The following is a 12955-nucleotide window of genomic DNA, read 5'->3' as shown; positions in this document are numbered from 1 at the left end:
GTTACTTATAACACGTGTTCATTAAAGAATGTTGTGTAAGCGGTGCCAAATTCATCTTTTGGTTTGTATTCTAAAGTAGGTTTGTTCGATGCGTCTACATAGGCTTTTAAATCTGCAGGAATTTCCTCAGATCCAATAATAAGCGCATCAGAATAATCAACAGCTACTTTCATTAAATTCACGTACGAAGGCTCTTCAAGCACTTTGATGGCATCTTCGTTAATATTGTCAAATTTAACTTTATTAACCATATCTTCATTTAATGAATTGTTAAAACTTTGACTGTAAACTGAGGTTACAATCTTACTTTCATTAAATAAAGGCTCATCTTTATAGTACTCTTTCAGATAGATTGGTAATAGGGATGCTAACCAACCGTGAACGTGAATAATATCTGGAGACCAGTTTAGTTTTTTAACAGTTTCGATAACGCCTTTGGCAAAAAAGATGGCACGTTCGTCGTTGTCAGGAAATAAGTTTCCGTCTTCATCGGTCAACGTTGCTTTTCTTTTAAAATATTCGTCGTTATCAATAAAATACACCTGGATGCGCTCTTTTGGTATCGATGCTACTTTAATAATAAGTGGCATGTCTAAATCGTTAATCACTAAATTGATACCAGAAAGTCTTATAACTTCATGTAATTGATGTCTTCTCTCGTTAATGTTGCCGTATCGTGGCATAAAAATCCTTATTTGCCCACCTTGTTGATTGACTAATCTTGGTGCTTCAAAAGACATTGAAGAAATTTCGGTTTCCGGTAAATAAGGCACTACTTCAGATGATACATACAATATCCTCTTATCTTTCATGTGTTTTTATTTATTGCTTTATAAGTACTTAATTGTGTTAAAAAGGGATTAGCCTAAATAACTTTTATTTTTGGTTTATTGTTAGTGGCCTAAAGCAACAATAATGCGGTATTCCTGCGATTTTAGAAATACAATTTACTTGTTTTAATAGGGCGCTGCTTTTTTTAATTCAAAATAAAAAACACGCAAAAGTACAAAAATTTATGCAGATTGCTTGTAAAATCTTAAGTTTGCACCCGCTAAATTTAAATCGAACCGTGGAAGTTTATTCAGAAAAACAACAAATTACGAAAGTATTAAGTGCTTTTAAAGACCAAAACTTAAGCATTGGTATGGTACCAACTATGGGAGCCTTACACCAAGGGCATTTGGCATTGGTAGAAAAGGCATTACAGGATAATGACAAGGTTGTTGTTAGTATTTTTGTGAACCCGACACAGTTTGATAATAAAGATGATTTACAGAAATACCCAAGAACATTAGAACGTGATGTAGAACTGTTAGAGGGTGTAAGTAAAAATGATATCTTGGTTTATGCACCAACGGTTGAAGATGTTTACGAAGAAAAACTGGAAGCCGAGCATTTTGATTATGACGGATTGGAACATGAAATGGAAGGACGTTTTCGTGATGGACATTTTGATGGCGTTGGAACCATAGTGAAGCGTTTATTTGAAATTGCAAAACCGGATAACGCTTATTTTGGAGAAAAAGATTTTCAGCAGTTACAAATTGTAAAAAAACTGGTTGAAAAATATAATATACCTGTAAATATTGTGGGTTGCGATATTTTCAGAGAAGATTCTGGTTTAGCGATGAGTTCTCGAAATACACGTTTAAAGCCGGAATATCTTGAGGTAGCGCCTTTTATTTACAAAACTTTAACAGCTGCCAAAGATTATTTTGGTACAAAAAGTGCTGAAGAGGTGACACAATGGGTTGAAAAAGAGTTTAAAAGTCAGGAGTTGTTGGAATTGGAATATTTTATCATCGCCGATGTTGTAACTCTTAAAACCGTAACAGAAAAAGAAAATAACAAACAATACAGAGCGTTTATTGCAGTATATGCAGATGATATAAGACTGATTGATAATATTGCTCTAAATTAATTACCTTTGCCACATGCAAATTCAAGTCGTAAAATCTAAGATTCACAGAGTTAAGTGTACCGGTGCGGAACTTAATTACATTGGTAGTATTACTATTGATGAGGATTTAATGGAAGCTGCCAATATTATACAAGGCGAAAAAGTTCAAATTGTAAATAACGACAATGGTGAGCGTTTGGAAACGTATTGTATTCCTGGTCCTCGTAATAGTGGAGAAATTACCCTTAACGGTGCAGCAGCCCGTAAAGTGGCGGTAGGAGATACGTTAATTCTTATCACTTACGCTATTATGGATTACGAAGAAGCTAAAACCTTTAAGCCTTCTTTAGTATTCCCAGATGAAGCAACAAACTTATTAAAATAAAATATTCAATTATTTGAAGCTGAAGATAACCAAGGTCTTAAAAGTAGTACTTCCTTTATTGTTAGGGGTGTTTTTAGTCTGGTATTCGTTGTCTAAAGTTTCCATAAATGAAATTTTTCAATACCTAAAAGAATCTGATTATGTTTGGATTCTTTTAGGTGTTTTTTTAGGGCTTCTAAGTCATATGTCCAGAGCGTATCGCTGGAGGTTTCAGTTAGATCCCATGGGATATCATGTTCGGTATGCGAATAGTTTTATGGCGGTGTTTGCTACCTATTTAATAAATTATACCATTCCCAGAGCCGGCGAAGTAGCTCGTGCTTCAATTCTTTCAAATTACGAAGACGTCCCGTTCGAAAAAGGGTTTGGAACCATTGTCGCCGAACGTATTGCCGATTTAATTGTTATGATGGGAATTATTATCGTGACGCTTTTTCTTCAATTCGATTTTATTTACGGCTTTTTTATTGAGCGATTAGATCCTGTGAAAATAGGTGGTTTAGCTGTCATTGGAATTTTAGGGTTATTACTGTTTTTTAATTATTTAAAGCGAAGTGATTCCAAATTTGCTCAAAAAATAAGAACCTTTGTTTCTGGTTTATTGGAAGGTTTACTGAGTATTTTTAAAATGAAGAAAAAGTGGGCTTTCATTTTTCATACCCTGTTTATCTGGGCGATGTACGTGCTCATGTTTTATGTCACGTCGTTTGCAATTCCCGATTTAAAAGGTATTTCTTTAGGAGTTGTTTTAGTAGGTTTTATTTCTGCAAGTTTTAGCATAGCAGCTACAAACGGTGGCATTGGGTCTTATCCATTGGCGGTTTATGCAGCTTTTTCATTATTTGGAATTGCTGAAGAACCTAGTATTGCATTTGGGTGGATTATGTGGGCTTCTCAAACCCTTATGATTATCATTTTTGGAGGTCTTTCATTATTTTACTTACCAATCTACAACCGAAAAAACAAAGCCTAACTCGTTTTTTAGTTGTAGTTTATTTCATAACTTGCCCTAATAAATCTCAAATCATTTTTTATCATGAAATGTATACTTTCTGTTTTAGTACTGTTAGTTTCATTAAATGTTACGCAGGCTCAGGTAAAATTCGAGAAAATTGAATCGTCAAGATTAGGCGATACCCGTGAAATTAAAATTCAGTTACCTCGTGGTTACGGAAGTGATAAAAATAAAACCTATCCGCTGTTTATCGTTTTTGATGGTGATTATTTGTTTGAAGCCGTAGTTGGAAATACAGATTATTACTCGTATTGGGAAGATATGCCGGAAGCTATTGTTGTAGGTGTTAATCAGTATGGTAAACGTTATGATGATTGCCTGTATTCCGAGCAAAATTCATTACCCATAGAATCTGGAGCAAGTTTCTTTGAATTCGTAGGCATGGAGTTAATTCCTTATATTCAGAATAAGTACAAAATAGGTAATTTTAAAGTGGCTGTAGGTCATGGGGAAACGGCTAATTTTATTAATTACTTTTTATTGAAACCACAACCAATATTCCAAGGGTATATTGCCATGAGTCCGGTTTTAGCTCCGGGTATGATTAAGTATTTACCAGGGCAGTTGAGCAAAACAGCTTCAAAAATATTTTATTATTTGTCGTATACCAATAACGATATAGGTTCTGTAAAAGAGATGGCTAAGGTGTTAAATCAAGACATGTCTACAGTGAATAATAAAAACGTCGTTTATAAATATCAGGGGTTTGAAGGGCCTTCACATTATTCGGCTCCGGCACATGCCTTACCAAATGCGATTGAAACTATTTTTAGTGTGTATAAGCCAATTAGTAAACAGGAATATCAGGATGTTATATTAAAGTTAGAGGATTCTCCGGTGGCTTATTTAGAAGCAAAATATCAGTCGATTTATGATTTATTCGGAATAAAAAAGCCAATTTTAGTAAACGATTTTAGAGCTATTGCTGCAGCAATAGAAAAGAAGGAAACTTTTGAAGATTTTGAAAGATTAGGGGATTTGGCGCGCGATGCCTATCCTGATACGTTGTTAGGAAACTACTATTTAGCTCGTTTTTATGAAGAAACAGGTGATGCTAAAAAAGCAATGAAAACCTATCAGTCTGCTTATATTTTGGACGAAATAGGAGGGATTACTAAAGATTTAATGGTAGAAAAAGCAGAGGCAATTAAAGCAGATTTTGGATATTAATGGTGAAAGTTAAAACAACGTTTTTTTGTCAGAGTTGTGGCTCACAATATGCTAAGTGGCAGGGGCAATGTAATGCGTGTAAAGAGTGGAATACAATAGTTGAAGAGGTTATTCAAACACCTGAAAAAAGTGACTGGAAATCGCCGACTTCTTCGGTTAAAAAGGCTGCGGTCCCTTTACGTGTCAAAGATATTGATGTGTCAAAAGAACCTCGATTAGATACCACTGACGGGGAGTTTAATCGTGTGCTTGGAGGAGGTTTAGTTCCTGGGTCGTTAACACTCTTAGGGGGAGAGCCTGGTATTGGAAAGAGTACGTTGCTGCTTCAAATTTCATTGAAATTACCTTATAAAACCCTTTATGTTTCTGGTGAAGAGAGTCAGAAGCAAATTAAAATGCGTGCCGAGCGTATTAATCCGAATAACAATAATTGCTACATTTTAACGGAGACCAAAACGCAGAATATCTTTAAGCAGATTGAAGCTTTAGAGCCCGATGTGGTGATTGTCGATTCTATTCAAACCTTGCACAGTGATTATATAGAATCGTCTTCAGGAAGTATTTCTCAAATTAAAGAATGTACTACTGAGCTGATAAAATTTGCAAAAGAAACGGCAACGCCTGTTATTTTAATTGGTCACATCACGAAAGATGGCAATATCGCAGGACCAAAAATTTTGGAACACATGGTTGATACAGTGCTTCAGTTTGAAGGCGACAGAAATCATATTTTCAGAATATTAAGAGCAAATAAAAACCGGTTTGGGTCAACCAACGAACTCGGAATTTACGAAATGCAGGGTTCTGGTTTACGTGAGGTTACTAATCCTTCCGAAATTCTTATTTCTAAAAAAGATGAAGAACTTTCAGGTAATGCAGTCGCTGCCACTTTAGAGGGTATGCGCCCGTTAATGATTGAAGTTCAGGCGTTGGTAAGTACCGCTGTTTATGGTACGCCACAGCGTAGTGCAACGGGATTTAATGCGAAACGATTGAATATGTTACTGGCAGTTTTAGAAAAACGAGCTGGGTTCAGACTTGGAGCAAAAGACGTCTTTTTAAACATCACCGGAGGTATTACAGTAGATGATCCAGCAATTGATTTGGCGGTGGTTGCATCCATTTTATCATCAAACGAAGATGTGGCTCTGGAAAAGGATTTTTGTTTTGCAGCCGAGGTCGGTTTGTCGGGAGAAATTCGTCCGGTACAACGTGTGGAACAACGCATTTTAGAGGCCGAAAAATTAGGATTTTCAACCATTTTTGTATCGAAATACAATAAGATTTCTCTTAAGAATACGGCGATAAAAATTCAAATGATATCAAAAATTGAGGATCTGGTAGGTTTTATTGTTTAATTTACTTCTAATCGGCACGACTATTTTGTCAAAATTCCTTAATTTCGCACCTCGAAATGAAAATTGATAAAATGAGTTCTAAATTCCCTGAATATAAAGGTCTTGACTTGCCAAAAGTAGCAGAAGAAATTCTTAACTATTGGCAGGAAAACAATATTTTTGAAAAGAGTGTTTCTACAAGAGAAAACAACGAATCGTTTGTGTTTTTTGAAGGACCACCTTCAGCAAACGGTCTTCCAGGAATACACCACGTTATGGCGCGTGCCATTAAAGATATTTTCTGTCGTTATAAAACACAAAAAGGATATCAGGTAAAACGTAAAGCAGGTTGGGATACACATGGTCTTCCAGTCGAGCTTGGTGTTGAAAAGGAATTAGGAATTACTAAAGAAGATATTGGTAAGACTATTTCTGTTGAAGAATATAACGAAGCATGTCGTAAAGCAGTAATGCGTTACACTGATATTTGGAATGACTTAACAGAAAAAATGGGGTATTGGGTAGATATGGAAGATCCATACATTACCTACAAACCAAAATACATGGAATCTGTTTGGTGGTTACTAAAACAGATTTACTCTAAAAACCTGTTATACAAAGGGTATACCATTCAGCCGTATTCTCCAAAAGCGGGTACCGGATTAAGTTCGCATGAGTTGAATCAGCCGGGAACCTATCAGGATGTTACCGATACGACAATTGTTGCACAGTTTAAAACGAAACAAGAATCGTTACCTGAGTTTTTACAAAATGAAGGCGATATTCATTTCCTAGCCTGGACGACTACACCTTGGACCTTACCAAGTAACACGGCATTAACCGTTGGGCCAAAAATTGACTACGTTTTAGTTGAAACTTTCAACCAGTATACTTTCGAGCCGGTTAAAGTAGTGTTAGCTAAAAAATTAGTAAGCTATCAGTTTGCTGGAAAATTCAAACAAGTTGAGGATCAGTCTGAAGTTGCAGCTTACAAAGAAGGTGATAAAAAAATACCATACTACATCGTTAAGGAGTTTGTTGGTAGTGATTTAGTAGGAATTACTTACGAGCAATTATTACCATATGCGTTACCAAACGACAATCCTGAAAATGCGTTTAGAGTTATTTCTGGGGATTTCGTAACTACCGAAGACGGAACAGGTATCGTACATACAGCACCTACTTTTGGTGCCGATGATGCCTTGGTAGCAAAACAAGCTACACCGGAAGTACCACCTATGTTAGTGAAAGATGAAAACGGAAACTTAGTGCCGTTAGTAGATTTACAAGGTAAATTCAGACCAGAAATGGGTGAGTATGCTGGTAAATACGTGAAGAATGAGTACTATGCTGATGGTGAAGAACCAGAAAAATCGGTTGACGTAGAAATCGCTATTCAGTTAAAAACAGAAAATAAAGCCTTTAAGGTTGAAAAATATAAACACAGTTACCCGAACTGTTGGAGAACCGATAAACCAATTCTTTATTACCCATTAGATTCTTGGTTTATTAAAGTTACCGATGTTAAAGAACGCATGTTCGAGCTTAACGAAACCATAAACTGGAAACCAAAAGCAACAGGAACAGGTCGTTTTGGGAACTGGTTGGCAAATGCGAACGACTGGAACCTATCACGTTCACGTTACTGGGGTATTCCATTACCAATCTGGAGAACAGAAGATGGTAAAGAGGAAATCTGCATCGGATCTGTAGAAGAGTTAAAAGCCGAGATGGCTAAAGCCGTTGAAGCCGGTGTAATGACTGAAGATATTTTCCAGAACTTTGAAGTTGGAAATAATTCTGAAGAAAACTACGCGCAAATCGATTTACATAAAAATATCATTGATGAAATTGTTCTAGTTTCTTCATCAGGACAGAAAATGTTCCGCGAAAGCGACCTTATTGATGTATGGTTCGATTCTGGTGCGATGCCTTATGCGCAGTGGCATTATCCATTTGAAAACAAAGAGTTAATAGACAACGGAGCATCTTATCCTGCAGATTTCATTGCTGAAGGGGTAGACCAGACCCGTGGTTGGTTCTATACACTTCACGCTATTGGAACTATGGTTTTTGATTCTGTAGCTTATAAAAACGTTGTGTCGAACGGACTGGTATTAGATAAGAACGGACAAAAAATGTCGAAACGTCTTGGTAATGCTGTCGATCCGTTTGAAACCTTAGGAAATTACGGTGCCGATGCGACGCGTTGGTACATGATTAGTAATGCGAATCCTTGGGATAACTTAAAATTCGATTTAGAAGGTGTAGAGGAAGTAAAACGTAAATTCTTCGGAACATTATATAACACGTATTCGTTCTTCACATTATATACAAATCTGGATAACTTCACATACGCTGAAGCCGATATCCCGTTAGAAGAACGTCCGGAAATAGACCGTTGGATTCTTTCAGAATTACATACGTTAATCAAGAAAGTTGACGAATTTTACGCAGAATACGAACCAACCAGAGCCGCGCGTGCCATTTCAGATTTCACTCAGGATTACGTAAGTAACTGGTTTGTGCGTTTAAGCAGAAGACGTTTCTGGAAAGGTGATTACGAAAAAGATAAGATTTCGGCGTATCAAACGTTATATACCTGTATGGTAACCATTGCTAAGTTGGGTGCGCCAATTGCGCCTTTCTTTATGGATCGTTTGTATTTAGATTTAAATTCTGTAACCAAGAAGGAAGAATTTGACAGTGTTCACTTAGCTGATTTCCCGAAATACGACGAATCGTTTGTTGATAAGTCATTAGAAAGAAAGATGGAAAGTGCTCAAACTATCTCATCTTTAGTGCTTTCGCTAAGAGCTAAAGAGAAGATAAAAGTGCGTCAACCGCTTCAAAAAATCATGATTCCTATCGACAGCGAAACTCAGAAAAATGAGATTTTAGCAGTGGCAGACCTTATAAAGTCTGAGGTTAACGTTAAAGAGATTGAAGTTTTAGAAGATGCATCAGATATTCTAGTAAAAAATATAAAACCAAACTTTAAAGTGTTAGGTCCAAGATTTGGGAAAGACATGAAAGCTGTGGCTCAGTTAGTTAATAACTTTACTGCCGATGATATCAAAAAAATCGAGCAAAATGGTATTTTAGACGTAGATATCAATGGAAAAAGTATTACTTTAGAGCGTGGAGATGTAGAGATAACATCTCAGGATATTGAAGGATGGTTAGTAGCAAATGAAGGGGCTTTAACAGTTGCACTGGATGTTGCCATAACCGACGACTTAAGAAAAGAAGGTATTGCGAGAGAGCTTATTAATCGTATTCAAAACTTAAGAAAAGATTCAGGCTTCGAGCTTACCGACAGAATAGACGTAATCCTTCAGAATGACGAGCAAGTTGCTAATGCTGTAGGTGCGAATATGGCATATATTAAAGCTGAAACATTAGCGAATGAACTCGAGATAATTGATGAATTAGAAAATGGTATAGATGTTGTGTTTGATGATGTAAATACCAAATTGTTTATACAAAAGCATTAAAGTTATGAGTTTAGATTTAAATGTTAGATATTCTGACAAGGATTTAGCGGAGTTCAAAGAACTTATTCAAGAGAAAATTGTTAAAGCACAGCACGATTTGGAGCTTATTAAAAGTGCGTATATGAACGACCATACCAATGGTACCGAAGATACGTCACCTACTTTTAAGGCTTTTGATGAAGGTAGTGAAGTAATGAGTAAAGAGTCGAATTCGGCTTTAGCAATTCGTCAGGAAAAATTTATTCGCGACTTAAAAAATGCGCTTATTAGAATTGAAAACAAAACATACGGGGTATGTCGTGTTACTGGTAAGTTAATTAATAAAGAGCGTTTAAAATTAGTCCCTCATGCGACCTTAAGTATCGAGGCCAAAAATATGCAACAATAAATCTTAACGTATACAATATTAACGTCTCGGTTTAATTATCGGGGCGTTTTCTTTTATAAAGACACCTCTTTAAGTTACAGCTAAACTATTTATGTCCTTAAAAAAATCAATAGTCTTAATCTTCATTATTTTGCTTGTCGATCAGGTAAGCAAAATTTATATTAAAACACATTTTAAATTACAGGAGAATATTGAGATTTTTAGTTGGTTTCAAATCTATTTTATTGAGAACGACGGGATGGCCTGGGGTACAAAAATTAGTGACTTTACTTCCTTTATTTCAGAACGGACTGCAAAAATAGCGTTAACCGTTTTTAGAATAGTTGCCATTTTTGGTATTGGTTATTGGCTATACGATGCAACTAAAAAGCAAGGATCTAAAATTTTAATTTTGGCCATAGCACTAATCTTCGCTGGTGCTTTAGGAAATATTTTAGATTCGGTATTTTATGGAGTTTTGTTTGATGATAGTTTTAATCAGGTAGCACAGTTTTTACCCGAAGCCGGCGGTTACGATTCACTTTTACACGGAAAAGTAGTCGATATGCTTTATTTTCCTCTGTTTTCGGTCGATTTACCCGAATGGTTTCCAATTTCAGGAGGAAAACGTTTTAATTTCTTCGAACCTGTATTCAATATTGCCGATGTGGCCATAAGTACGGGTTTTATCATGCTTATTGTTTTTAATAAAAAAGCTTTCCCTAAAAACAATAAATAAGCAAAAAATACGTATATCTACTTATTTAAAAAGTTATAGAGTTTTTTAACTTTATAAATTAATTAATCCAATTTTAAAATCTCTCAACTAAATGAAAGGAAAATCCCTCCTCCTTCTATCATTATTGCTATTATCATATTTCAATGTTTTCTCTCAACATACCTATGACATTGTTTTTCCAAGTACCGATAGAGATCAGAAATGTAAAACGTGTTTTGATGCTTTCAGACAAAAGCCTAAAGAGGTAAAGTTCTCTGTTAAACGCGATGGCGCCAAGCTGTTTTTTGAAGTTAACGACAACGATTGGTTCAATACCTTGTTTGTTAATTCAGGAGATGGTATAGCTGTCGATATTGTTGTAAAGGATCGTTACGCTTGCGCTGAAGAAACTATTGCAAATACTCAATTAAGAGGTTTTTTATTAAAACCTGTTTATGCACAAGCTTTAAAAAGTGGATTAAGGACTTCTGGCGAAAATCGTTTTAGTGTTTTTATTGGAAATATTCCTGAAGGTTTGCTTAATGATGAGATGGAGTTTAATATTTTGTTTTTAAGCAATAAGAACTTGTGTCAATATTATGTGATTTACGATTTGGAATCTTACGCTTGGGATTTACTGGATATGGGAATGTATCTTGACGATTTAACTTACGACACTAAAAAAATAGAATCGGAAACAGGTGAAGCGTATTCCATACGAAATAAAACCATGAAGTTTATTATCCCGTTTCAAAAGAATAAGTCAAATTATTCTCAAGCCGATATAAAACCAATTTACGACTCGTTGCGATTAACCGATTTTAATATAAAAACCATCGACATTAAAGCTTATTCTTCTATTGAAGGCATTCCGCAACGTAATATTGAATTGCAGGAATTGCGTGCCAATAGTATTGTGGCAGCTTTACAAACGTTTCAAAAATCGACAATAAAGACAAATGTGACGGCTTCAGAAAACTGGGTGGAGTTTTTTAATGATATTAAAGGAACCAAATACGATTATTTGTCGAACCTTACCAAAAAGGAAGTGCGTTCCAAGATTGAAGGTGCGGTTTCCAGAGAGATGGAACCTATTTTGAAAAATCATAGGAAAGCGGTTATTGAATTGGAGTTGGAAAAAAAGGATAAGTATAGTACAGCATCAGCCGACCAATTATTAGCCAAGTTTAATGCTGCAGTTACAGCTAATAATTTAACTGAAGTCGAGGAGTTGCAAAATTCGATTTTCGAGAAAATACGATCTAAAGAAACGTCTTCCGATATTTTAAATAAAATGGAGATCCCACTTCAGGATAAGTTTGTGAAGATTTTTAATAAGAATTCGGCTTATAAATATATGAACGATTTTAGAGAAGCCTTAACCGTTTATGATGAATTGGAGAAGCTTGAAAAGTTAGTGCCAAAAGATGCTGGTGTTAAATATAATATTATGGCGGTAAAGATTAAGTTATGGCGTTATAATGCTATTGAAATTGATGAGGTATCACTTAAAAATGAAATTAATGCACTTAAAAATTACGGCATCGGTAGCGGACTCATTGCCCGAATGTTGGTTAATTATCACATTATAAAAGCCGAAAATTATATGCGTTCCAGAGATTATGCCAATAAGGATCAATCGGTTCAGTATATAAATGGTAACTATAAAAAGTTCCCACTTTCAGATTACGATTATTTGAGTTTAGCGCAGTTTTTTAGTTTTTATGCGAATACCGATTTAGCTGTTGAATTGTTAGAACGAAAAGCAAGAAGTATTGATATCGATGAAGACTTATTGTTTTACTATTTGAATTTAACTTTAGTTGATCCCGACTTAACCAAAGATCCTGATTACAGAACGGTATTGCTTAATGCTACCAACATGAATAAACAGCGTTTTTGCGAATTGTTTAATGCGGTTGAAAAGGGTGGTGTTACCTTTCAGTTGTTGGAAGATGAGTATTTAAGAAAAAACTATTGCGAAAGTTGTAATAATTAAAACGTGTAAATGTTTTTAGGTGTTACACAATAGTCTAATGTAATGTCGTTGTTGTGAACATCTTGAATTTGAAGTTCGGCATCAAAAAAAGATAATCCTATTTTTATAGTTTCGGGTTTACATTGGCTTAAAAAGCGATCGTAAAATCCTTTGCCGTAACCTACACGATTCCCTTTTTGGTCAAAGGCTAAAAGCGGAATAAAGACCACGTCAATTTTATTTGCAGCAATTTCAATACCGTCAACAGGTTCGGGTATGTTGTAGCTGTTCTTTTTTATTAATGTGCTATCGGTTAAAAGATAATTAATCATCTCTCCAGTTTTAAAATCACTTTTCGATACGACAATGTGTTTGTCTTTACCGGATAGGATGTTTAAAATAAAATCGGTGTCTACTTCTTTTTGTTCAGATATAGCTAAGAAGATATGATAAAACGAATAGTCCCAAATAGGAAGTTTCAATAGCTTATTGGCAATTTCTAAACTAAGGTCTTCAATATCGTTTACCGATAAATTGTTGCGAAGCAGTTTATAGGTTTTACGTAAATCCGATTTGAGCATGTTTGAG

At 35.4% G+C, this 12955-nt stretch carries 11 protein-coding genes; 9 read left to right on the top strand and 2 right to left on the bottom strand.

Annotation, left to right across the window (positions count from 1 at the left end; translation table 11 throughout):
* Window positions 1-5 precede the first annotated feature (5 nt).
* Window positions 6-812: a glycogen/starch synthase gene (locus NO995_RS05060; protein ID WP_240572249.1), complete on the bottom strand. Its 807-nt coding sequence runs from the start codon at window positions 810-812 to the stop codon at window positions 6-8.
* Window positions 813-1069: 257 nt separating this feature from the next.
* Between NO995_RS05060 and panC the strand changes: the two genes are divergently transcribed.
* The 9 genes from panC (at window position 1070) to NO995_RS05015 (ending at window position 12388) form a co-directional block, all read left to right on the top strand.
* Window positions 1070-1921 (top strand): pantoate--beta-alanine ligase, encoded by an 852-nt coding sequence (panC, locus tag NO995_RS05055; RefSeq protein ID WP_258226534.1) that lies wholly within the window; start codon window positions 1070-1072, stop codon window positions 1919-1921.
* A 13-nt stretch (window positions 1922-1934) separates the two neighbouring features.
* Window positions 1935-2285 (top strand): aspartate 1-decarboxylase, encoded by a 351-nt coding sequence (panD, locus tag NO995_RS05050; protein WP_188214471.1) that lies wholly within the window; start codon window positions 1935-1937, stop codon window positions 2283-2285.
* A gap of 13 nt (window positions 2286-2298) precedes the next feature.
* The gene (locus NO995_RS05045; protein ID WP_258226533.1) at window positions 2299-3258 is read left to right on the top strand and encodes a lysylphosphatidylglycerol synthase transmembrane domain-containing protein; all 960 of its coding nucleotides are present in this window, start codon (window positions 2299-2301) and stop codon (window positions 3256-3258) included.
* A gap of 63 nt (window positions 3259-3321) precedes the next feature.
* On the top strand, window positions 3322-4470 hold the full coding sequence (locus tag NO995_RS05040) for an alpha/beta hydrolase (protein WP_258226532.1): 1149 nt from the start codon (window positions 3322-3324) through the stop codon (window positions 4468-4470).
* Window positions 4470-5828, top strand: coding sequence for a DNA repair protein RadA (gene radA, locus NO995_RS05035; RefSeq protein WP_258226531.1), 1359 nt, complete (start codon window positions 4470-4472; stop codon window positions 5826-5828). The genes NO995_RS05040 and radA overlap by 1 nt, the downstream gene beginning before the upstream one ends.
* A gap of 71 nt (window positions 5829-5899) precedes the next feature.
* Entirely contained in the window at window positions 5900-9304 is a 3405-nt protein-coding gene (gene ileS / locus NO995_RS05030; protein WP_258226893.1) for an isoleucine--tRNA ligase, read from the top strand.
* 4 nt (window positions 9305-9308) lie between these two features.
* Window positions 9309-9692: a TraR/DksA C4-type zinc finger protein gene (locus NO995_RS05025; RefSeq protein ID WP_188222823.1), complete on the top strand. Its 384-nt coding sequence runs from the start codon at window positions 9309-9311 to the stop codon at window positions 9690-9692.
* Between the two features lie 91 nt (window positions 9693-9783).
* Entirely contained in the window at window positions 9784-10410 is a 627-nt protein-coding gene (locus NO995_RS05020; RefSeq protein WP_240572243.1) for a lipoprotein signal peptidase, read from the top strand.
* Window positions 10411-10501: 91 nt separating this feature from the next.
* Window positions 10502-12388: a hypothetical protein gene (locus NO995_RS05015; protein ID WP_258226530.1), complete on the top strand. Its 1887-nt coding sequence runs from the start codon at window positions 10502-10504 to the stop codon at window positions 12386-12388.
* Here the strand turns inward: NO995_RS05015 and NO995_RS05010 are convergent.
* A complete protein-coding gene (locus NO995_RS05010; RefSeq protein WP_240572241.1) occupies window positions 12385-12948 on the bottom strand; it encodes a 5-formyltetrahydrofolate cyclo-ligase in 564 nt (187 codons plus the stop codon). The two genes, NO995_RS05015 and NO995_RS05010, sit on opposite strands and share 4 nt — an antisense overlap.
* Window positions 12949-12955 lie beyond the last annotated feature (7 nt).

This window comes from Aestuariibaculum sp. M13 (assembly GCF_024723255.1).
Taxonomy (GTDB): Bacteria; Bacteroidota; Bacteroidia; order Flavobacteriales; family Flavobacteriaceae; genus Aestuariibaculum; species Aestuariibaculum lutulentum.
The sequence above is the reverse complement of the archived record's forward strand: the minus strand, read 5'-3'. Positions and strand labels throughout refer to the sequence as shown.

Coding starts and splice junctions, on each gene's coding strand:
- NO995_RS05060 (WP_240572249.1), bottom strand. CDS start 812: ATGAAAGATAAGAGGATATTGTATGTATCATCTGAAGTAGTGCCTTAT.
- panD (WP_188214471.1), top strand. CDS start 1,935: ATGCAAATTCAAGTCGTAAAATCTAAGATTCACAGAGTTAAGTGTACC.
- NO995_RS05040 (WP_258226532.1), top strand. CDS start 3,322: ATGAAATGTATACTTTCTGTTTTAGTACTGTTAGTTTCATTAAATGTT.
- radA (WP_258226531.1), top strand. CDS start 4,470: ATGGTGAAAGTTAAAACAACGTTTTTTTGTCAGAGTTGTGGCTCACAA.
- ileS (WP_258226893.1), top strand. CDS start 5,900: ATGAGTTCTAAATTCCCTGAATATAAAGGTCTTGACTTGCCAAAAGTA.
- NO995_RS05025 (WP_188222823.1), top strand. CDS start 9,309: ATGAGTTTAGATTTAAATGTTAGATATTCTGACAAGGATTTAGCGGAG.
- NO995_RS05020 (WP_240572243.1), top strand. CDS start 9,784: ATGTCCTTAAAAAAATCAATAGTCTTAATCTTCATTATTTTGCTTGTC.
- NO995_RS05015 (WP_258226530.1), top strand. CDS start 10,502: ATGAAAGGAAAATCCCTCCTCCTTCTATCATTATTGCTATTATCATAT.
- NO995_RS05010 (WP_240572241.1), bottom strand. CDS start 12,948: ATGCTCAAATCGGATTTACGTAAAACCTATAAACTGCTTCGCAACAAT.